We start from the raw sequence: 20,477 nt of genomic DNA, 5'->3' as shown, positions 1-20,477 counted from the left end.
TACGCTGCGGGGTATGCGGCGGATCATGGGAACCGAGGTCGAGTACGGCATCGTCGTGCCGGGCGACTCCAGCGCCAACCCGGTGCTGACCTCCACGCACATCGTGCTCGCCTACGCGGCGGCGGCCGACATCCCGAGGGCCCGGCGGGCGCGCTGGGACTACGAGGTCGAATCGCCGCTGCGGGACGCGCGGGGCTTCGACCTCAGCGCGTCGCACCAGCACAACGGCGGGCCCGACGGCGACGACCTCGGGGCGGCCAACGTCATCCTCACCAACGGCGCGCGGCTCTACGTCGACCACGCGCACCCCGAGTACTCGGCGCCCGAGGTGACCAACCCGCGCGACGCGGTGGTCTGGGACAAGGCCGGGGAGCGGGTCATGGAGGAGGCGGCGATCCGGGCCGCCAGCGTGCCGGGCACCGCGCCGATCCAGCTCTACAAGAACAACGTGGACGGCAAGGGCGCCAGCTACGGCACCCACGAGAACTACCTGATGGACCGGAGCACCCCGTTCACCGCGGTCATCAGCGGTCTCACGCCGTTCTTCGCCTCCCGGCAGGTGATCTGCGGCTCCGGTCGGGTGGGGCTCGGGCAGGCGGGGGAGAAGCCGGGGTTCCAGCTCTCCCAGCGCTCGGACTACATCGAGGTCGAGGTCGGGCTGGAGACCACGCTCAAGCGCGGCATCATCAACACCCGCGACGAGCCGCACGCCGACGCCGACAAGTACCGCAGGCTGCACGTCATCATCGGCGACGCGAACCTGGCGGAGACCTCGACCTACCTCAAGCTGGGCACCACCGCGCTGGTGCTGGACATGATCGAGTCCGGGCAGCGCTTCGACGACCTGCGGTTGGCCGACCCGGTCCGGGCGGTGCACCTGCTCAGCCACGACCCGACCCTCAAGCAGGCGGTGGAGCTCACCGACGGCCGCCGCTTCACCGGGCTGGACCTGCAGCGCGCCTACCACGAGCGGGCCGCCCGGCACGTCGAGGAGCGGGGCGGCGGGCCCGAGGCCCAGGACGTGCTGCGGACCTGGGGCGAGGTCCTCGACCTGCTCGGCGACGACCCGATGAGCTGCGCCGACCGGCTGGACTGGCCCGCGAAGCTGCGGTTGATGGAGCAGTACCGCTCCCGCGACGGCCTCGGCTGGGCCTCGTCCCGGCTCGGCATGGTCGACCTGCAGTACTCGGACGTGCGGCTGGACAAGGGCCTCTACAACCGGCTGGTGGCGCGCGGTTCGATGCAGCGGCTGGTCACCGAGGACGAGGTGCGCGCCGCGGTGACCACCCCACCGGAGGACACCCGGGCCTACTTCCGGGGGCGCTGCATGGAGCGCTACCCCGCCGAGGTGGCCGCCGCGTCCTGGGACTCGGTCATCTTCGACCTGGGGCGGGAGTCGCTGGTGCGCATCCCGACCCTGGAGCCGCTGCGCGGCACGCGCGCCCACGTGGGTGAGATCCTGGAAGCCTCGGCGAGCGCCGAGGAGCTGGTGGACTCCCTCACGAAGGGCTGAGCAGGCCGGCTCTGCCGGGGGAGCGGGTCGCCGAAGATCGGGAATGCCCCGTGTGGCTGTGGGCCAACAGGGCGTCGGATGGGTAGTGTTCACGGCAGGGAGTCCCCGTGGGCGGGGCCTCCCCCGAGGGCAACCACCGGGAGGCGAGATGTCCCAGGAGAAGGTGCACCGGCACGGCGACGGGGACGGTGACGAGGAGCAGGGCTCCGAGGCCGCCGGTCAGGAACGTCGCGAGAAGCTCGGCGAAGACGTCGACGCCATCCTGGACGAGATCGACGACGTCCTGGAGGAGAACGCCGAGGACTTCGTCCGCGCCTACGTGCAGAAGGGCGGGCAGTAACCCGCAGCGCGACCCGTGCGCCGGGACCGGGCCGAGGCCCGTCAGCCCGGCGCACGGGCACCCGCGCGCCCGGCTGGCGGGCCTGGGGCCCGCGGTGCCGGTGAGCATGACGTGGTAGTCACTTCGAGCAGGAGACGATGTCGCCGATGGATTCCAGCTCGGCCCGGGTCTCGACCCCGGCCTTGCCGTCCGCCTACCTCACGCCCGGGTCGTCGTTCACGGACTTCCTCCGTTCCGCGGCGCCCGAGCTGCTGCCGGGCAACCGGCCGCTGTCGGAGGGAGGCCAGAGCTCGGACGGCGCGGTGCGCGCCCCGCACGGCACGACGATCGTGGCGGTGGCCTTCCGGGGCGGGGTGGTGCTCGCCGGTGACCGCCGGGCCACCTCCGGGAACCTGATCGCCCAGCGGGACATGGAGAAGCTCTACGTCACCGACTCCTACTCGGCGGTCGGCATCGCGGGCACCGCGGGCATCGCGCTGGAGATGGTGCGGCTCTACGCGGTGGAGCTGGAGCACTACGAGAAGCTCGAAGGCGTGCCGCTGTCGCTGGACGGCAAGTCGAACAAGCTGGCCACCATGCTGCGCGGCAACCTCCCGATCGCGATGCAGGGCCTGGCCGTGGTGCCGCTGTTCGTCGGGTTCGACGTGGACGCCGAGGACCCGGACCGGGCGGGCCGGATCGTGTCCTACGACGTCACCGGTGGTCGGTACAACGAGGCGGGCGGCTACCACGCGGTCGGCTCCGGTTCGCTGTTCGCGAAGGCGGCGCTGAAGAAGCGCTTCGACCCGGACGCCGACGTCGAGACGGCGATGCGCTCGGCGGTCGAGGCCCTCTACGACGCCGCGGACGACGACTCGGCCACCGGCGGCCCGGACCTCGCGCGCCGGATCTACCCCTCGCTGGTCACCATCACCGCCGCCGAGGGCGCGGTGCGCACCGGTGAGGAGCGCGTCGCCGAACTCACCTCCGAGGTGGTCAACCACCGGATGGAGAACCCCGGCGGCTGACCGCCCGCCACCCGAGTGCCACCGCCACTTCGCCGGCAGGGCGAGCAGATTCGATCCAGGAGTGCACAGCCGTGACGATGCCCTTCTACACCTCTCCCGAGCAGCTCATGCGGGAGCGCTCCGAGCTCGCCCGCAAGGGCATCGCCCGGGGCCGCAGCGTGGTCGTGCTGAAGTACGCCGGGGGCGTGCTGTTCGTCGCCGAGAACCCCTCGCCGACGCTGCACAAGGTCGCCGAGATCTACGACCGGATCGGGTTCGCGGCAGTGGGCCGCTACAGCGAGTTCGAGGCGCTGCGGGTGGCCGGGGTGCGGATCGCCGACGTCCGCGGCTACTCCTACGACCGGCGGGACGTGACCGCCCGGTCGCTGGCCAACACCTACGCCCAGCACCTCGGCGCCATCTTCACCGAGCAGATCAAGCCCTTCGAGGTGGAGATCTGCGTCGCGGAGGTCGGCCACACCGCCGAGCACGACCAGCTCTACCGGCTCACCTTCGACGGCTCCATCGTGGACGAGCCGCAGTACGTGGTGATGGGCGGGCAGACCGACGCGATCACCTCGGTGCTCAAGGACTCGTTCACCGACGGCATGGAGCTCGCCGAGGCGGCGCGGCTGACCATCGAGGCGCTGTCCTCCAGCGGGGATTCCTCCCGCAAGCTCGGCGTGGGCCAGTTGGAGGTCGCGGTGCTCGACCGGGGCCGTCCGCACCGGACGTTCCGCCGGATCTCCGGTGCGGCGCTGACCGCGCTGCTGCCCGAGGAGTCGAAGTCCGGTTCGGACTCCGCCGAGAAATCCGAAGAGGACTCCTGACCCGCACCCGTCCACCCGAGTGAGGGGCACCTTCATCCGGCTATGCCGGATGAAGGTGCCCCTCACCCAGCACAGCACGCGCGGAGGAATCGAGGTGAGGGCCCCCTTGTCCCGGTGAGGGGTCCTTTCAGGATGCGGCGGAGCCGCATGCGGTGGGGCTGTCAGCTTGCACCGCAGCGGGTTCTCCGCGGTCTTCTCGCGAGGACAGCGCCGACGCCGTGTACGTCGTTGGTACATCAGGAGGCGATCCCGGAGCGAGAAGACCGCTGAGGTTCCGCTACCGGCACCGCCACGCAGGCCATTGGCGAAAGCAATCCTCACTCGGTTCACGAACGGGTGGGGTGGTCGGCTCCGGGGCCCGGGGCCGGGCGGTAGACGCGCAGCGCGCCCTCGTGCGCGTCGAAGGTGAAGCGGGTTCCCTTCCGGCCCAGTTCGCCGTCCATCGCGATCGTGACGGGTTCCCCCAGCACGGCCACGTCGAGCTCCCGGCTGCGCCGCTCCACGTAGGTCCTGCTGCGCTGCAGCGTCCCGGCCAGCGCGGCGGCCACGAAGCGCAACCGGGACCAGCGCAGGTCGGCCCGGACGTAGCGGACGTCGAGGGTGCCGGTGCCCAGGCTCGGCCGCCACGCGGGGGCGAACCCGCGCGGGGCGTAGGCGCCGTTGCCGACGAACAGCACCCACACCAGCAGCGGTTCGCCGTTGACCACCGCGTGCATCGGTGCGGATTCGTGCAGCACCCGGATCAGCGCCGCCGCGGCGGCGGGCCACTTCCCCCAGCGCGGCGCCCACCGCTCGCGGAACCGCACCATGTCGGGGTAGCCGCCGATGCTCGCGGTGTTGAGGAACCACCGCTCGACCGCGTCGTCGACCCGCAGCGTGCCCAGGTCCACCGCGCACCCGGTGCCGCGCGCCACGGCGTCGGCCACGGCGTCGGCGGTCGGCACCCCGGCGTCGCGGGCGAAGTGGTTCAGGGTTCCGGCGGGCAGCACCGCCAGCGGCAGTCCGCGCCGGGCCGCGACGGTGGCCGCCGCGGCGACGGTGCCGTCCCCGCCCGCGACCCCGAGGGCCCGGACCTGCTCGCGTCCCACCACCGCGTCGAGGTCGGCGACGAGGTCGCCGCCGGGCTCGGGGTAGGTGACCTTCGCGGCGGGCCAGTTCTCGGTGACCCACTGGGCGGGCGGGACGCCGTCCCCGGAGTCGGGGTTGAGCAGCACCAGCATCCCGGCGCCGTCCGGCAGCGCGGGCAGCTCGGCGACCTCGACCTCCGTGGAGTCCTCCGGCAGCACCGGCCACCAGCGGCGGGTGGACAGCGCCATCCCGGTGCCCAGGGCCGCGCCGCAGACCACGTCGGTCGGCCAGTGCACGCCGGTGTGCACCCGGGAGTACGCCACCGCCGCGGCGACCGGGGCCAGCGCCGCGCCGAGCACCGGTGATTCCATCGCGACGGCCGTGGCGAACGCGGCGGCCGAGGCGGCGTGCCCGGACGGGAACGACGAGGACACCGGCGGGTCGGTGAGCCTGCGGTGCGGGGCGACCAGCTCGGCGGCCGGGCGGCGGCGCGGCAGCAGCGGTTTGCCGACCAGGTTCGTCGTCGCGCTCGCCCCGGCGATGGCCGCCGCGCCGCGCACCGCGGCCCGGCGGGTGCGTCCGCCGCGCAGCCCGAGCACGGCGGCGATGGCCAGCCAGAGCAGGCTGTGGTTGGCGGCGGTGCTCAGCGTCTTCAGCGCCGGATCGGCCGCCGAACGGGGCAGCAGGGCACTGCGGCGGGCCAGTTCGCGGTCGGTGCCGTCGACCCGCGCCATCGCCGCGCGCAACCGGTCGAGCATTCCCGATACGCTACCGTGCCCGAACGGCGGACCGCCGTTTGCCGCGCGAGCGCCTAGTGTGGAGGACATGCAGCGGCGGATCTTTGGCATCGAAACCGAGTTCGGGGTCACCTGCACCTTCCACGGTCAGCGTCGGCTCTCCCCGGACGAGGTGGCGCGCTACCTGTTCCGGCGGGTCGTGTCGTGGGGACGCTCGTCCAACGTGTTCCTGCGCAACGGCGCGCGGCTCTACCTGGACGTGGGGTCCCACCCGGAGTACGCCACCGCCGAGTGCGACGACCTCACCCAGCTGGTCACGCACGACAAGGCGGGCGAGCGCATCCTGGAAGACCTGCTCATCGATGCCGAGCGGCGGCTGGCCGACGAGGGCATCGGCGGCGACATCTTCCTGTTCAAGAACAACACCGACTCCGCGGGCAATTCCTACGGGTGCCACGAGAACTACCTGGTCGGCCGGTCGGGGGAGTTCTCCCGGATCGCCGACGTGCTGCTGCCGTTCCTGGTGACCCGCCAGCTCGTCTGCGGCGCGGGCAAGGTGCTGCAGACGCCGCGCGGCGCCGTCTACTGCCTGTCGCAGCGAGCCGAGCACATCTGGGAGGGCGTGTCCAGCGCGACCACCCGCTCCCGGCCCATCATCAACACCCGCGACGAACCGCACGCCGACGCCGAGCGCTACCGCAGGCTGCACGTGATCGTCGGCGACTCGAACATGTCCGAGGTGACCACGCTGCTCAAGGTCGGCGCGGCGCACCTGGTGCTGGAGATGGTCGAGGAGGGCGTGCAGTTCCGGGACTTCACCCTGGACAACCCGATCCGCGCCATCCGCGAGATCAGCCACGACATGACCGGTCGCCGCACGGTCCGGCTGGCGGGCGGGCGCGAGGCCTCGGCGCTGGACATCCAGCGCGAGTACTACGGCCGGGCGCTCGACTACGTCGAGCGGCGCGGGTCGGACCCGATGACCGACCGCATCCTGGACCTGTGGGGCCGGGCGCTGGACGCCGTCGAGCACCAGGACTACTCGCTGATCGACCGCGAGGTGGACTGGGCGATCAAGTACCGGCTGCTGGAGCGCTACCGCGACAAGCACGGCCTGGAGCTGTCCAGCCCCCGGATCGCCCAGCTCGACCTCGCCTACCACGACATCCGCCGCGGTCGGGGCCTGTTCGACATGCTCCAGCGCAAGGACCTGGTGGACCGGGCGACCGAGGACGGCGAGATCGAAGCGGCCAAGGACACCCCGCCGCAGAGCACCCGGGCCAAGCTGCGCGGCGACTTCATCGCCGCCGCGCAGAACGCGGGCCGGGACTTCACCGTCGACTGGGTCCACCTCAAGCTCAACGACCAGGCGCAGCGCACCGTGCTGTGCAAGGACCCGTTCCGGGCGGTCGACGAGCGGGTGGAGCGGCTGATCAGCTCGCTGTGAGCTACGACGCCGGCTGCTGGCCGGTGGGCCGGACGATGATCTCGTTGACGTCCACGGTCGGCGGCTGCCCCACCGCGTAGAGCACGGCCGCCGCGATGTCCTCGGGGCGCAGCTTGGGCACCTCGGTGCGGTCGGCGGTCATCCCGGTCTCGACCATGCCCGGCTGCACCAGGGTCACCCGCACGCCGGTGCCCACGCACTCGGCCCGGATGTTCTGCGCCATCCCGGTGACGGCCCACTTGGTCGCGGAGTAGAGGTTGCCGGGCCGGATGCCGCGTCCGGCGTTGGACCCGGTGAGCACCAGGTGCCCGGCGCCGCGGGTCAGGGCGGGCAGCGCGGCGCGGGCGGTCAGCGCCGGTCCGGCGACGTTGGCCAGCACCATCGAGCCCCATTCCGAGGGATCGGCGCCGCCGTCGCCGAGGAACGACGTGCGCAGGCTCTGCCCGGCGTTGGCGAACACCACGTCGAGCCGCCCGAAGTGCTCCTCGACGCGGCGCACCGCCTCGCTGATCGCGGGCCAGTCGGCGACGTCGCAGGCCAGCGGGAGCGAGTCCGGCCCCAGCTCGTCGGCCAGCGGGCGCACCGCGTCGGCGGAGCGGGCCAGCAGCGCGGTCCGGTAGCCGGCCTGCGCGGCGGCGCGTGCGGTGGCCGCGCCGATCCCGCGGGAGGCGCCGGTGATCATCATGACGGGAGCGCTCATGCCGCTCACCTTACGGAGATCACCGGGTCCAGGGACGCTCGAACGCGCGCATCCGGCACCCATTCCCGAGTGAGGGGCACCCTGTACCGCGTCACGTGGTACAGGGTGCCCCTCACTCACTTCACGGACGGGTGAGCGAGCTGTCGCGGTGGTTCGGCGTTCGCGATCACTTCAGCGGTGAGTGAAATTAATTCACGTTCGGCGCGGGTGCCGGAAGCCGACCCGAACGCATGATCGAATTCGTGCGAGCTAGAGTTCCGAAGTGGCCACTGTGCGTGCTGAACGCTTGGTGAACCTGGTGCTGTGCCTGCTGTCCACGCGCCAGTACCTCACCGCGGAGCGGATCCGGGCGATCGTGCCCGGTTACGCCGACGCGCCCACCGACGAGGCGTTCTTCCGGACCTTCGAACGGGACAAGGCGGAGCTCCGCGACCTGGGCATCCCGCTGGAGACCGGGCGCAACTCCGCCTTCGACGGGGCCGACGGCTACCGGATCGCCCGCCGCGACTACGAGCTCGGCGACGTCGACCTGGAACCGGACGAGGCCGCCGCGCTGGCCCTGGCCGTGCGGCTGTGGGACTCCCCGGAGCTCACCACCGCCGCGCGCGGTGCGCTGCTCAAGCTGCGGGCGGCCGGCGTGGAGGTCGACGAGCGCTCCTCGGCCGTGGTCGAGCCCCGGGTGCGCACCGGCGAGCCCGCCTTCGCCCCGCTGCTCGCGGCGGTGCAGGCCGGCCGGGCGGTGCGGTTCGACTACCGGCGGCCAGGCAGCCCCGAGGCGCAGCGGCGCGCGGTCGAACCCTGGGGCGTGGTGTCCTGGCGCGGTCGCTGGTACGTCGTCGGGCACGACCAGGACCGCCGCGCCACCCGGTGCTTCCGGCTGTCCCGGGTCGTCGGCGAGGTGACCGCCACCGGACCGGCCGGGCAGGTGCGCCGCCCGCCGGACACCGACCTGCTGCGCATCGTCGCGGGCGAGTCGCACGGACCGGTGCCGCCGACCCGCGCCCGGGTGTGGGCGGTCGACGGCCGCGCCCAGGGCCTGCGCAGGCGGGCCACCCCGGTCGAGCGGCTGCAGCTCGGCGACGAGGCCGGGGACGTGCTGGAGCTCGACCTCGTCTACCCGGAGTCGGCCGCGAGCTGGCTCGCCGGGTACGGGCCCGACGTCGCGGTGCTCGAACCCGAGACGCTGCGCAAGACCGTCCACGAGATCCACCTCGGGGTCGCCGAGCCGGGGGAGGAGCGATGACCAGCGCGTCCCAGCGGTTGCCCAGGCTGCTCGCCCTGGTGCCGTACCTGCTGAGCAGGCCGGGGGTCCTCGTCGCGGAGGCCGCCGCGGACTTCGGCGTCACCGAGGCGCAGCTCCGCCGCGATCTGGAGCTGCTCTGGATGTGCGGCCTGCCCGGCTACGGCCCCGGCGACCTCATCGACCTGTCCTTCGAGAGCGACTCGATCACGGTGACCTACGACGCGGGGATGCGCCGCCCGCTGCGGCTCACCGCCTCCGAGGCCACCGCGCTGCTGGTGGCGCTGCGGGCGCTGGCCGAGACGCCGGGGATCACCGACACCGGAGCGGTGCGGCGGGCCCTGGCCAAGGTGGAGGACGCCGTCGGCCAGGCGCGTCCGGCGGGCGTGGTGGTCGGGCTGGAGGGCCGCGAGTCGTTCGTGCGCTCGGAGGTCCGCGCCGCGGTCCAGGACGCGACCACCCGGCGGCGGGCCGCCCGGATCCGCTACTACACGATCTCCCGCGACGAGATCAGCGACCGGGTGGTGGACCCGATGCGGCTGCTGCTGCTCGACGGGCGCAGCTACCTGGAGGCGTGGTGCCGCGCGGCGGGCGGTGTCCGGCTGTTCCGGCTGGACCGCATCGACGACGCGGAGGTCCTCGACGAGGTGGCCCGACCGCCCGCCGACGCGGAACCGACCGACGTCTCCGGCGGGCTGTTCCGGCCCGATCCGGAGCAGCCCAGCGCGGAGCTGGAGCTGTCCCCGGACGCCCGCTGGGTCGCCGAGTACTACCCGGTGGAGGATGTCGAGGAGCTGCCCGGCGGGTCCAGCCGGGTGCGGATGCGCTACTCCGACCGGTCCTGGATGGTGCGGCTGGTGCTCGGGCAGGGTGGGCTGATCAGGGTCCTCGCTCCGGACGACCTGGCGGTGGACGTGCGTCGTCGCGCGGAAGCGGCCTTGGCACGAGCTGGTCACCTCGCGTCCACCTAGCCGGGTTACCGTGGGCGGGTGCCGTATGTGCTGAGTCTCGTCCTGCTGGTCGTGGGCCTGGTCGGCCTGGCCTGGCCGGTGCTCCGGGTGTTCCGGGGCCTGCGCTCGTTCCGGTCCGCCCAGCGGGAGGTCGTGGGCGGTGTCACCGACCGCGCCGGGTTGCTCCGGGCGCGGTTCGCCGGTCTGCGGGTCGCCTTCGGCGATCGGTGGCGTGGCTGACGCCCATCAGGCCGGTACTGCCCGGGCCGCGCTCCGCGTAGCATGGCCCCCGCAGCTCTATCACGAAAGGTTGTGCACCAATGGGTCTGCCAGGTGGCTGGGAGCTCATCCTCATCGTCTTGGTCGTGGTGCTGCTCTTCGGCGCCACGAAGCTCCCGAAGATGGCGCGTTCGCTCGGCCAGTCCGCCCGCGTGTTCAAGGCGGAGGCGCGCGGCATGAAGGAGGACGAGGAGCGCGAAGAGGCGAAGAAGCGCGAGAAGGCCGAGCGCGAGTCGCGCGAGCTCACCTCGGGCGAGTCCGTGACGCCGTCGGTGACCCCGCCGGTCGAGGACAAGCAGCGCGACGAGTCCAAGAACTGACCAGAACGGGGACACACGGTGGGTGCCACTGCCAGTCCACTGCGCCGCCTGAACCCGTTCCGCAAGGACCGCAAGCGCTGGGGCCGTCGGCACAACCCCGACGGCACCATGTCGCTGGCCGATCACCTCTACGAGCTGCGCTACCGCCTGGGCATCGCGCTGGTGGCGGTGCTGGTCGGCGCGATCTTCGGGTTCTGGTGGTTCTCCGGTTCGCTGTTCGGGCTGCCCACGCTCGGTGACCTCCTGCTCGGGCCGTACTGCGCGCTGCCCGTCGAGCAGCGGGTCTCCCCGAACGGCTCCTGCCAGCTCCTGCAGACCAAGCCGTTCGAGGTCTTCATGCTGCGGCTGAAGGTCGGCATCGCGGTGGGCGCGGTGCTGTTCAGCCCGGTGTGGCTGTACCAGCTCTGGGCGTTCATCACGCCCGGCCTCTACACCAAGGAGCGTTCGTTCGCGCGGACGTTCGTGCTGCTGGCGAGCCTGCTGTTCGCGGCGGGCGCGGTGCTGGCGTACTACGTCGTGCCGGAGGGCCTGAGCTTCATGGTGGGCTTCGGCGGCGAGTCGTTCATGACCGCGCTCACCGGTGGCGAGTACATCAACTTCGTGCTCCTGATGCTGATCATCTTCGGGATCAGCTTCGAGCTGCCGCTGATCCTGGTGATGCTCAACCGGGCCGGCGTGGTCTCCTACGCCAAGCTCAAGAGCTGGTGGCGCGGGTTGGTCTTCGCGCTGTTCGTGTTCGCCGCCATCGCCACCCCCGGGCAGGACCCGTTCTCGATGGTGGTGCTGGCCGCGGCGCTGTGCCTGCTGTTCGGCATCGCGATGCTGATCTGCCGCGCGCACGACCGCAGGCAGGCCAAGAAGCGGGCGGCGGACGGGCTGGAGGGCCTGGGCCTCGACGAGGCGTCGAAGGTCGACAGCTCGGCCTCCGACCTCAGCTCGGTCGGCTCGGACCCGGCCGACCTCGGGGCGGGCCGGACGTCGGTGCGGCACGACGACGCGACCTGACCCGCCCTGGCCGGACCGGCGTCCCGTGCACGAAGATCGTTCCTCGTGCGTGGAGTGCTGCTGATCAACCCGGTCGCCGGTGGCGGACTGACGGTGGAGGTGGCCGGGCTGATCGCCCGCCACCTCCGCGCCGTCTGCGAGCTGCGGGTGGTGATCGCCCGCGATGCCCCGGCGACCGCGGCGGCGGCCGACCGGGCCGTCGCCGAAGGCGCGGACCTGCTGGTGGTCGCCGGGGGTGACGGGGCGGCGCACCTGGCCGTGCAGAGCTGCGCCGGGACCGCCACGGCGCTGGCGCCGCTGCCGTGCGGCACCGGCAACGACCTGGCCCGCGGCCTCGGCCTGCCACCGGACCCGCTGGACGCCGTGCGGCAGGTGGTGCGCGCGGTGCGGGCGGGACGGCGACGGCGGGTGGACCTCGGCAAGATCGCGGGCGGCGGCTACTTCGGGACGGTGCTGTGCGCGGGCTTCGACGCCGCGGTCAACGCCCGGGCCAACCGGATGCGCTGGCCGCGCGGCCAGCGCCGCTACGACGCGGCGGTGCTCGCCGAGCTGGCCCGGCTGCGCCCGATGCCGCTGCGGGTGGAGCTCGACGGCATCGCGGTGGAGCTGACCGCCACCCTGGTCGCGGTGGGCAACTCGACGAGCTACGGGGGCGGCATCCCGATCTGCCCGGACGCCGACCTGGGCGACGGGCTGTTCGACGTGACCGTGGTCGGCGCGGTCCGGCGCCGCGACCTGCTGGGCATCCTGCCGCGGCTGCGCACCGGACGGCACGTCGACCACCCCGCGGTGCGGGCGGTGCGGGCCCGGCGGGTGCGGCTGGGCGGTGCCAACGGGTGGCTCGCGCACGCCGACGGGGAGCCGCAGGCCCGGTTGCCGGTGAGCGTGCGGTGCGCCCCGGGAGCCCTCGAAGTGGCGGCCTGACCTGCGGCGGAGCGGTCGCGGGTGGGCGAGGTCACGACGCGGCGGGGCCGTGCCCGCGACGTGCGTCGGCTCGATGTGAAAGCCTTGGGGGGTGGCTGCAAGCCGTTCCGACACCGCCAAGCTGACCCCAGCCGAGGCCTACGCGGCGCACAACCGCCGCAGCGCACATCCCGGACTGGCCGACTTCGCCGGGGGGATGGACTTCGAGCTGGACCCGTTCCAGCGCACCGCCTGCCAGGCCCTCGAGGCGGGGCGCGGGGTGCTGGTGTGCGCCCCGACCGGCGCGGGCAAGACCGTCGTCGGGGAGTTCGCGGTGCACCTCGCGCTCGCCGAGGGCCGCAAGTGCTTCTACACCACGCCGATCAAGGCGCTGTCCAACCAGAAGTACGCGGACCTGTGCGAGCGGCACGGCACCGACGCCGTCGGGCTGCTCACCGGTGACACCTCGATCAACGGCGACGCGCAGGTGGTGGTGATGACCACCGAGGTGCTGCGCAACATGCTCTACGCCGGGTCGCGCAGCCTGGACCAGCTCGGGTACGTCGTGATGGACGAGGTGCACTACCTCGCCGACCGGTTCCGCGGCGCGGTCTGGGAAGAGGTCATCCTGCACCTGCCCGACCACGTGCAGCTCGCCAGCCTGTCGGCGACGGTGAGCAACGCCGAGGAGTTCGGCGAGTGGCTGCAGGAGGTGCGCGGCGAGACGACGGTGGTCGTCGACGAGCACCGCCCGGTGCCGCTGTGGCAGCACATGCTGGTCGGCTCCCGGATGTTCGACCTGTTCGGCGGCGAGTCCGAGGGTCGCGAGCTGACGATCAACCCGCACCTGCTGCGCCGGACCCAGCAGATCACCCGCACCCACGCGCCGCAGCGGCGGCGCGGCGCGCCACCGCCCAAGCGCGGCGGTCAGCGCCCGCCCCGGTTCTTCCCGCCGTCGCGGGTCGAGGTGCTCAGCGGACTCGACGCGGCGGGGCTGCTGCCCGCCATCGTGTTCATCTTCAGCCGGGCGGGCTGCGACGCGGCGGTCGCCCAGTGCCTGCGCGCCGGCCTGCGGCTGACCACCGAGGACGAGCTCGCGGAGATCCGCGAGGTGATCGACGAGCACACCGCGTCGCTGCCCGAGTCGGACCTGACCGTGCTCGGGTACTGGGAGTGGCGGGACGCGCTGGAGCACGGGGTCGCCGCCCACCACGCCGGGCTGCTGCCCGCGTTCAAGGAGACCGTCGAGGAGCTGTTCGTCCGCGGCCTGGTCAAGGCGGTGTTCGCGACCGAGACGCTGGCGCTGGGCATCAACATGCCCGCCCGCACGGTCGTGCTGGAGCGGCTGGTCAAGTTCAACGGCGAGTCCCACGTCGACCTCAGCCCCGGCGAGTACACCCAGCTCACCGGCCGCGCGGGGCGGCGCGGCATCGACGTGGAGGGCCACGCCGTCGTGGTGTGGCAGCCCGGTGTGGACCCGAAGCAGGTCGCCGGGCTGGCCTCCACCCGCACCTACCCGCTGCGGTCGTCCTTCCGCCCCGGCTACAACATGGCGGTCAACCTGGTGCAGCGGGTCGGCCGGGACGCCGCTCGGGACCTGCTGGAGCAGTCCTTCGCCCAGTTCCAGGCCGACCGGTCGGTGGTGGGCCAGTCCCGGCGGATCGAGCGCAACGCCGAGGCGCTCGGCGGCTACGCCGAGGCGATGGAATGCCACCTCGGGGACTTCCAGGAGTACTTCCAGCTCCGCAGGCGGATCTCGGAGCGGGAGAAGTACCTGTCCCGGCAGAACCGCGCCTCCCAGCGCGCGGAGGCGGCCAAGTCGCTGGAGAAGCTGCGCAAGGGCGACGTGATCGCGGTGCCCTCCGGTCGCCGGTCCGGGTTGGCCGTGGTCATCGACCCGGGCGTGGAACACCTGGACGAACCGCGTCCGCTGGTGGTGACCGAGGACCGCTGGTCGGGGCGGCTGTCGGTGGCCGATTTCACCTCGCCGGTGGAGCCGCTGGGCAAGCTGAAGCTGCCCAAGCACGTCGACACCCGGTCGCCGAAGTCCCGGCGCGACCTGGCCTCGACGCTGCGCAACACCGGGCTGAGCCCCTCGGAGGGGCGTCGTTCGCGCCGCCGTTCCGACGCCGCCGACGACGAGGAGCTGGCCACCCTGCGCCGGGCGCTGCGCGCCCACCCCTGCCACGGTTGCGACGACCGGGAGAACCACGCGCGCTGGGCCGAGCGCCACGAGCGGCTGCGGGCCGAGACCGAGCAGCTCCGCCGCAAGGTCTCGGCGACCACGCACTCGCTGGCCCGCTCGTTCGACAAGATCGTCGCGCTGCTGTCCGAGCGGGAGTACCTCGTGCCCGAGGAACCCGAGAAGCCGGTCACCGTTGACGGGCGGCGGCTGTCCCAGCTCTACAGCGAGTCCGACCTGTTGGCCGCCGAGTGCCTGCGGGCCGGGGTGTGGCGCGGGCTGGGCCCCGCCGAGCTCGCCGCGGTGGTCTCCGCGCTGGTCTACGAATCGCGCCGGGAGGGGATCGCGCCGCAGGTGCCGTCCGGCCCGATCAGCGATGCGCTGGACGAGACCTGGCGGCTGTGGAGCGAGCTGGAGGACGACGAGCGGCGGCACCGGCTCGACCGGACCCGCGAGCCCGACCCGGGTTTCGCCTGGCCGGTGTTCCGCTGGGCGCGCGGTGAATCGCTGGAACGGGTGCTGACCACGGCGGAGAGCGCCGGGCACGAGCTCTCGGCGGGCGACTTCGTGCGGTGGTGCCGCCAGGTCGTCGACCTGCTCGACCAGGTCCGGGAGGTCACCGGCAAGGCCGATCCGGTCGGTTCGGCGGCGGCCAAGGCCGTCACGGCGATCCGGCGCGGGGTCGTGGCCGCCGGCGCGGTCTGACGCGCATCCCGTCCGGTGCCCGGCCGCGCCGTCGTCGGCGGCGCTGAGCCCGGCCGGGCGACGCGAGCGCGGGAGCGGTTGTGGTTGGATCTACCGCGAACGTGTGATGACCGGTGCGGAGGTGTCGATGTCCAGCCCCTACGGTCCGCCCGGCGGTGCGCCCCAGTGGGGCCCGCCCGGACCGGCGTACCCGCAGGGGTACGGCCCGCCCGGCGGCCATCCGCAGCAACCGCCGGGATACGGCTACGGGGGTTACGCGGCGCCGCAGCAGCCCGAGATGTTCGGGGGACGGGGGTTCGGGGGGCCGCAGCCGCCGCGCCGGAAGCGCTCGGCGCTGCCCTGGGTGCTGACCGCCGCGGGGCTCGTGGTGGTGGCGGCCGTCGTCGGCGTGCTGGGGTTCGTCGCGCCCGGCTGGTTCAACCGCACCGTGCTGGACGCGGCGAGCGTGGAGAAGGGCGTGGAGCGCACGCTCGCGGAGTCCTACCAGCTCGCCGGGATCGAGCAGGTCCGGTGCCCGGAGGGTGAGCCGGTCGAGCCCGGGCGCCGCTTCGAGTGCCAGGTCCGCGTCGACGGGCAGACCCGGACGGTCGTGATCACGGTGAAGAACGAGCGCGGCGTGTACGAGGTCGGCCACCCGCGCTGAGCGCTCCGGTCACCGCGGGAATTCCGGTCGACGGGCGCGGTCCGGCCGGGCAGGATCGGGGACGTGCACGCACACGAGTTCCGGCCCCTCGCCGACACCGAGTTCCGCCCTGCCCGCGACCTGTTCATGCGCGCGTTGAACCTGCCCCCGGTCACCGACGAGATGTGGCAGTCGGTGTCGCGGACGTCCGAGCCCGGCCGGGTGTTCGGCGGTTTCCTCGACGGCGAGCTGGCGGGGACCGCGTTGACGGGCACCTCGGCGCTGGCGGTGCCCGGCGGGGCGGAAGTGCCGGCCGGGGCGGTCACCGGTGTCGGGGTGCGGGCCGACCGGACCCGCCGCGGGGTGCTCACCGGCCTCATGCGGGCGCAGTTCGACGACGCCCGGGAACGCGGCGAGCCGGTGACGATGCTGCACGCCTCCGAAGCGGTGATCTACGAGCGCTTCGGCTACGGCGTGGCGACCCGGTCCCGGACGGTCTCGCTGGACCGGTTCCGCGCGGCGCTGCGCCCGGACGCCCCGCGCGGCGGGCGGATTGACCTGCTGGAACCGGAAGCCGCCCGCACGGTGCTGCCCGACGTGTACCGGGGGCTCGGGCTGGTCCGGCCGGGGTCCATCGTCCGCGGTGACGCGTGGTGGGACATGAACCTGGCGGTGGCGCCGCGGGACGCGGTGGCGGTCGTGCACTACGACCCGGCCGGTGTCCCGGACGGTTTCCTGCGCTACGAGCCCAAGAGCCGCGACCACCGGTTCGACGACGGCACGGTCACCCTCCAGGTGCGCGATCTGGTGGCGGGCGACGCCATCGCGGCCGCGGAGCTGTGGCGGTTCCTGTTCGAACGCGATCTCACCGACCGGATCGTGGCGGTGGACCGCCCGCTGGACGAGCCGGTGGAGTGGTTGATGGTGGATCGCCGCGCCTGCCGCACCACCGCGGTCGGCGACGACCTGTGGGTGCGGCTGGTGGACGTGGCGGCGGCGCTGCGCGCCCGGACGTTCAACGCCGCCGAACCGGTCCTCGTCGAAGTCCACGACCGGTTCCTGCCCGACAACGAGGGCACCTACCGGATCGGGCCGGAGGAGGTCGAGCGGACCGAGCAGCGCCCCCAGCTCAGCATGGACGTCTCCGCGCTGGCCGCCCTGTACCTCGGTGACGTGTCGGTGTCGGCGCTGGCCGCGGCCGGGCGGGTCCAGGTGCACGAGCCGGCGGCGCTGCCCGGCGCCGACCACCTGTTCACCACCGACGTCGTGCCGTGGTGCGGCACCCCGTTCTGAGCGCACCCGGTGGCGCCCTTCGGGCCGTGGACGCGCGCGCGAGTGCGGGGCGCGGTGGCCGGTTCCTCGGGTGGCCACCGCTCCTGGAACGGACCGCCGCACGGGGGTGCTGCGGCGCGTCGCGCACCGGAACTCCTCCGGGGCCGCATCGGGCCCGGTCCACACAGGACGTCTTGGTGGCCCGGTTCCGCACGCGGGAACGCGTGGCCGGTGGGCGCCGCTCGGTGCGGCCACGGCCGCGGAGAACGTTCGCCCGGGCTCGCGGGCCGCACGACCCGCGGACTCGCGCAGCCGTCCCCGGGGCTCCGCACCCACCGCGCGCCCGGGTAGCGGTCCCGTACGGTACCTAGACGTCGGGTCGTGCGGCCCGCTCCCGGAGAGGACGTCGCGGAGCGGACGTCACCGCGTGCCGAGCACCCGGCGGAGTTGGTGCCGCGCCGGGCGTCGGCGATGTCCTCGAGCGGGGCGGCTCCTCCGCACCGCTAAACTCGTTCGAGTGAAGTGAGGGCCTGCGCGTGGAACGCGGCGGCCGGTGTCCCGCGTCCCGGCGCTCACGCCCGGACAGCTGCGGGGATGTTCCCCTGCCGTCATCGCCGGGCAACGTTCCCGTCGCGGGAGAACCTCACCCTGAGTGATGTTCGAGTTCCTGGTGGCGCCGAGCGCCCCCATCGGGAAGGACGAGGAATGCTCCACGTGGTCGGCGTGCTGGCGGTGGTCAGCGCGGGAGTGGTCGGTTTCTGGGTCGGATATCGGACGAAGGCGGCACGGCGGACGGTCCCGGCTTAGGGATCCCGTCGCGAAGCGGCGGAGCCGCTGTGCGCCGGGCACCGCCGTGGCGCAGCGGTTCCCGCACGAGGACGGCCGCGACGCCCGACATCGGCGCCCCCTCGGCGCAGCGGCCGTTAAGGTCCCGCGACGCACACCATCGGCGAAAGCGATCCTGGGACCGTCCGGGTGGGCGCCCACCCGGACCAGGCTCAGCCGAGAAGTGCGTCGCGGAGCCGGTCGACGCTCGTGCCGAGCCCCCACCGCCGCTGGAGGTCGGCGAGCCGCTCCACGTCCACCGCGTCGCGGGGCAGCGCGTCGTCCTCGCGGTCGAGCTCGACCGGCGCGTCGCGCACCACCCGGACCACCGCCGGGGCCGCCGCCAGGTACTCGGCGGCGTCGGCCAGCTTGCCGCGCTGGCGCGGGGTCAGCCCGGGGTGGCGGTCGCGCGCGGCGGTCAGCAACCCGTGGAGCGAGCCGAACTGGGTGATCAGCTTCGCGGCCGTCTTCTCACCGATCCCGGCGACCCCGGGCAGGCCGTCCGACGGATCGCCGCGCAGCACCGCCATGTCCGCGTAGTCGTCCCCGGCTCGGCCGGCCGAGAGCGCGTACCGCTCGGCGAGCTCGTCGGGACCGTAGTCCTGCGCCTTGGCCAGCCCGGCGCCGATGTAGATCACCCGGACCGGCGTGGGGCCGGTCCGCACGAGCTGGAACAGGTCGCGGTCACCGGTGACGACCTCCACCGCATCGCGCTGCTCGCGCTCGGCCAGCGCCCCGATGACGTCGTCGGCTTCGTAGCCGGTCGCCTCGGCGGTGGTGATCCCGGCGGCGTCGAGCACCTCCATGATCACCGGGATCTGCGGGGAGAGCGCGTCGGGCACCTCCTCTTCCGCCGGATCCGCCTCGGCGACCCGGTGCGCCTTGTACGACGGCAGCGCGTCCACCCGGAACTGCGGGCGCCAGTCGGCGTCGAGGCAGGCGACCAACCGCCCGGGCCGCCGGTCGGCGATCAGCTTGGCGAGCATGTCGCAGAAGCCGCGCACCGAGTTCACCGGGATCCCGTCGGGCGAGGTCAGCGAGTCCGGCAGCGCGTAGTACGAGCGGAACCACAGCCCCGCCGAATCCACCAGCATCAGAGGACCAGTCACGGTCGACAAGCTTGTCACGCCGCCCTGACATGCGCTCCGCTCCCCGCCGGACGTCCCGCGGGCGCAGCACCGGCGGGGCGCCGCTGACCGGCGGGACCACCGCCGGGAAACCGGTACGGCGCCGGGAATGCCTCCCGAACGGCTTTCGGATTCGCTGCGGGAGGCGGAATCCCGCACGCCGCCTCGCTCCGGGCTTTCGCGGCCCGCCGCGCCGGAGCCGCACCGTCACTCGATCGGGCGCACCACGAGCGGCCCGCCGCTTCCGGAAAGGACCCCTTAGGCTGGGGTCATGGCCACCGTCTCGATGAAGCAGGACCCGTCCGTGCTCGCGGCTCGCCTCGACAAGGCCGCCGACACCGCCGCCGCGGCGAACCTGGATGCGTTGCTGATCTCGCCCGGTTCCGACCTGCGCTACCTCATCGGCGCCGGTGGTGAGTCGTTCGAGCGGCTGAGCTGCCTGGTGCTGCCTGCCGCCGGGCGGTCGGCGGCGCCCGCGCTCGTGGTCCCGAAGCTGGAGGAGCTCGGCTACGCCGACGTCCCCGCCGAGGAGCTGGGCATCGAGGTCGTCACCTGGGTGGACGGGCAGGACCCGCACGCCATCGTCGCGGACCTGCTGCGCCGTTCCGGCGCGCCGCGCCGCCTCGCCGTCGCCGACGCGATGCCGGCGCTGCACACGATGCCGCTGCGCGACGTGATGCCGGACGCCGTGCAGCTGCTGGCGGGACCGGTGCTGCGCCAGCTCCGGATGCGCAAGGACGCCGCGGAGATCGAGGCGCTGCGCACGGCGGGAGCCGCGATCGACCGCGTGCACGCCCGGATGGCGGAGTTCCTCACCGCGGGTCGCACCGAAGCCGAGGTCGGTGCCGACATCGCCGCGGCGATCGTCGCCGAAGGTCACACGCACGCCGACTTCGTCATCGTCGGCTCCGGGCCCAACGGGGCGAGCCCGCACCACGCCCTGTCGGACCGGGTGATCGAACGCGGGGACGTGGTCGTCGTCGACATCGGCGGGCCGATCCCCGCCGGTTACAACTCCGACTGCACCCGCACCTACTCGATCGGCGCGCCCGCGCAGTCCGACGTCCGCGACACCTACGCGGTGCTGCAGGCCGCCCAGCGCGCCGCGGTGGAGGCCGTGCGCCCCGGGGCGACCGCGGAGTCGATCGACGCCGCCGCCCGCGAACCCATCGCCGCCGCCGGATTCGGCGAGTTCTTCGTCCACCGCACCGGACACGGCATCGGCCTCGACGTCCACGAGGAGCCGTACGTGGTGGGCGGGAACCGGTTGCCGCTCGAACCCGGCATGGCGTTCAGCATCGAGCCCGGCATCTACCAGCCGGGGCGGTGGGGCGCCCGGATCGAGGACATCGTGGTGGTGACCGACGAGGGCGTCGAGAGCGTGAACAACCAGCCGCACGAGCTGGTGGAGCTACCGGCGTGAGCG

18 protein-coding genes are annotated in these 20,477 nt (G+C 73.3%); 15 read left to right on the top strand and 3 right to left on the bottom strand.

What is annotated here, in order from left to right; all coding sequences use genetic code 11:
* Positions 1-13: 13 nt before the first annotated feature.
* From dop to prcA, 4 genes are all read left to right on the top strand, one after another.
* Complete coding sequence (dop, locus tag ABD976_RS11805; protein ID WP_345361839.1) at positions 14-1,513, top strand: depupylase/deamidase Dop; 1,500 nt, start codon at positions 14-16, stop codon at positions 1,511-1,513.
* Between the two features lie 148 nt (positions 1,514-1,661).
* Entirely contained in the window at positions 1,662-1,853 is a 192-nt protein-coding gene (locus ABD976_RS11800; RefSeq protein WP_345361836.1) for a ubiquitin-like protein Pup, read from the top strand.
* A gap of 146 nt (positions 1,854-1,999) precedes the next feature.
* On the top strand, positions 2,000-2,860 hold the full coding sequence (gene prcB, locus ABD976_RS11795) for a proteasome subunit beta (protein ID WP_345361833.1): 861 nt from the start codon (positions 2,000-2,002) through the stop codon (positions 2,858-2,860).
* A gap of 71 nt (positions 2,861-2,931) precedes the next feature.
* Positions 2,932-3,669, top strand: a complete 738-nt coding sequence (gene prcA, locus ABD976_RS11790) for a proteasome subunit alpha (RefSeq protein ID WP_345361830.1) — start codon at positions 2,932-2,934, stop codon at positions 3,667-3,669.
* Positions 3,670-3,995: 326 nt separating this feature from the next.
* On the opposite strand, the gene ABD976_RS11785 is transcribed toward prcA, so the two are convergent.
* Positions 3,996-5,495 (bottom strand): bifunctional phosphatase PAP2/diacylglycerol kinase family protein, encoded by a 1,500-nt coding sequence (locus tag ABD976_RS11785; protein WP_345361827.1) that lies wholly within the window; start codon positions 5,493-5,495, stop codon positions 3,996-3,998.
* Positions 5,496-5,562: 67 nt separating this feature from the next.
* Here ABD976_RS11785 and pafA point away from each other — a divergent pair, with 67 nt between their 5' ends.
* Complete coding sequence (pafA, locus tag ABD976_RS11780; RefSeq protein WP_345361824.1) at positions 5,563-6,921, top strand: Pup--protein ligase; 1,359 nt, start codon at positions 5,563-5,565, stop codon at positions 6,919-6,921.
* A gap of 1 nt (position 6,922) precedes the next feature.
* Here the strand turns inward: pafA and ABD976_RS11775 are convergent, their stop codons facing one another.
* Positions 6,923-7,621, bottom strand: a complete 699-nt coding sequence (locus ABD976_RS11775) for an SDR family oxidoreductase (RefSeq protein ID WP_345361821.1) — start codon at positions 7,619-7,621, stop codon at positions 6,923-6,925.
* Between the two features lie 262 nt (positions 7,622-7,883).
* Here ABD976_RS11775 and ABD976_RS11770 point away from each other — a divergent pair, with 262 nt between their 5' ends.
* The 9 genes from ABD976_RS11770 (at position 7,884) to ABD976_RS11730 (ending at position 17,120) form a co-directional block, all read left to right on the top strand.
* Entirely contained in the window at positions 7,884-8,864 is a 981-nt protein-coding gene (locus ABD976_RS11770; protein ID WP_345361818.1) for a helix-turn-helix transcriptional regulator, read from the top strand.
* On the top strand, positions 8,861-9,832 hold the full coding sequence (locus ABD976_RS11765; protein ID WP_345361815.1) for a helix-turn-helix transcriptional regulator: 972 nt from the start codon (positions 8,861-8,863) through the stop codon (positions 9,830-9,832). Before ABD976_RS11770 ends, ABD976_RS11765 begins: the two co-directional genes overlap by 4 nt.
* Positions 9,833-9,850: 18 nt before the next feature.
* On the top strand, positions 9,851-10,051 hold the full coding sequence (locus tag ABD976_RS11760) for a bacteriophage holin (protein ID WP_345361812.1): 201 nt from the start codon (positions 9,851-9,853) through the stop codon (positions 10,049-10,051).
* An 80-nt stretch (positions 10,052-10,131) separates the two neighbouring features.
* Positions 10,132-10,410 carry a Sec-independent protein translocase subunit TatA gene (tatA, locus tag ABD976_RS11755; protein ID WP_345361809.1) on the top strand — a complete coding sequence of 93 codons (279 nt, stop codon included), beginning with the start codon at positions 10,132-10,134 and terminating at the stop codon, positions 10,408-10,410.
* Between the two features lie 18 nt (positions 10,411-10,428).
* Positions 10,429-11,415 (top strand): twin-arginine translocase subunit TatC, encoded by a 987-nt coding sequence (gene tatC, locus ABD976_RS11750; RefSeq protein ID WP_369774593.1) that lies wholly within the window; start codon positions 10,429-10,431, stop codon positions 11,413-11,415.
* A gap of 45 nt (positions 11,416-11,460) precedes the next feature.
* Positions 11,461-12,339, top strand: a complete 879-nt coding sequence (locus tag ABD976_RS11745) for a diacylglycerol/lipid kinase family protein (protein WP_345361806.1) — start codon at positions 11,461-11,463, stop codon at positions 12,337-12,339.
* Between the two features lie 91 nt (positions 12,340-12,430).
* Positions 12,431-15,205: a DEAD/DEAH box helicase gene (locus ABD976_RS11740; RefSeq protein ID WP_345361803.1), complete on the top strand. Its 2,775-nt coding sequence runs from the start codon at positions 12,431-12,433 to the stop codon at positions 15,203-15,205.
* Positions 15,206-15,332: 127 nt separating this feature from the next.
* A complete protein-coding gene (locus ABD976_RS11735; protein ID WP_345361800.1) occupies positions 15,333-15,848 on the top strand; it encodes a DUF4333 domain-containing protein in 516 nt (171 codons plus the stop codon).
* Positions 15,849-15,911: 63 nt separating this feature from the next.
* Positions 15,912-17,120: a GNAT family N-acetyltransferase gene (locus ABD976_RS11730; protein WP_345361797.1), complete on the top strand. Its 1,209-nt coding sequence runs from the start codon at positions 15,912-15,914 to the stop codon at positions 17,118-17,120.
* Positions 17,121-18,097: 977 nt separating this feature from the next.
* Here ABD976_RS11730 and ABD976_RS11725 read toward each other — a convergent pair.
* The gene (locus ABD976_RS11725; protein ID WP_345362524.1) at positions 18,098-19,018 is read right to left on the bottom strand and encodes a 5'-3' exonuclease; all 921 of its coding nucleotides are present in this window, start codon (positions 19,016-19,018) and stop codon (positions 18,098-18,100) included.
* 304 nt (positions 19,019-19,322) lie between these two features.
* Here ABD976_RS11725 and ABD976_RS11720 point away from each other — a divergent pair, with 304 nt between their 5' ends.
* Positions 19,323-20,474, top strand: coding sequence for a M24 family metallopeptidase (locus ABD976_RS11720; protein WP_345361794.1), 1,152 nt, complete (start codon positions 19,323-19,325; stop codon positions 20,472-20,474).
* The last annotated feature ends 3 nt before the right edge of the window (positions 20,475-20,477 follow it).

The organism is Saccharopolyspora cebuensis (genome assembly GCF_039542665.1).
GTDB classification, from domain to species: Bacteria; Actinomycetota; Actinomycetes; order Mycobacteriales; family Pseudonocardiaceae; genus Saccharopolyspora; species Saccharopolyspora cebuensis.
The sequence above is the reverse complement of the archived record's forward strand: the minus strand, read 5'-3'. Positions and strand labels throughout refer to the sequence as shown.

What these genes read in the sequence shown, in the direction of transcription:
- ABD976_RS11765 (WP_345361815.1), top strand. Translation starts at nt 8,861, where the DNA reads ATGACCAGCGCGTCCCAGCGGTTGCCCAGGCTGCTCGCCCTGGTGCCG.
- prcB (WP_345361833.1), top strand. Translation starts at nt 2,000, where the DNA reads ATGGATTCCAGCTCGGCCCGGGTCTCGACCCCGGCCTTGCCGTCCGCC.
- pafA (WP_345361824.1), top strand. Translation starts at nt 5,563, where the DNA reads ATGCAGCGGCGGATCTTTGGCATCGAAACCGAGTTCGGGGTCACCTGC.
- tatA (WP_345361809.1), top strand. Translation starts at nt 10,132, where the DNA reads ATGGGTCTGCCAGGTGGCTGGGAGCTCATCCTCATCGTCTTGGTCGTG.
- ABD976_RS11800 (WP_345361836.1), top strand. Translation starts at nt 1,662, where the DNA reads ATGTCCCAGGAGAAGGTGCACCGGCACGGCGACGGGGACGGTGACGAG.
- ABD976_RS11775 (WP_345361821.1), bottom strand. Translation starts at nt 7,621, where the DNA reads ATGAGCGCTCCCGTCATGATGATCACCGGCGCCTCCCGCGGGATCGGC.
- ABD976_RS11725 (WP_345362524.1), bottom strand. Translation starts at nt 19,018, where the DNA reads ATGCTGGTGGATTCGGCGGGGCTGTGGTTCCGCTCGTACTACGCGCTG.
- dop (WP_345361839.1), top strand. Translation starts at nt 14, where the DNA reads ATGCGGCGGATCATGGGAACCGAGGTCGAGTACGGCATCGTCGTGCCG.
- ABD976_RS11785 (WP_345361827.1), bottom strand. Translation starts at nt 5,495, where the DNA reads ATGCTCGACCGGTTGCGCGCGGCGATGGCGCGGGTCGACGGCACCGAC.
- ABD976_RS11735 (WP_345361800.1), top strand. Translation starts at nt 15,333, where the DNA reads ATGTCCAGCCCCTACGGTCCGCCCGGCGGTGCGCCCCAGTGGGGCCCG.
- ABD976_RS11720 (WP_345361794.1), top strand. Translation starts at nt 19,323, where the DNA reads ATGGCCACCGTCTCGATGAAGCAGGACCCGTCCGTGCTCGCGGCTCGC.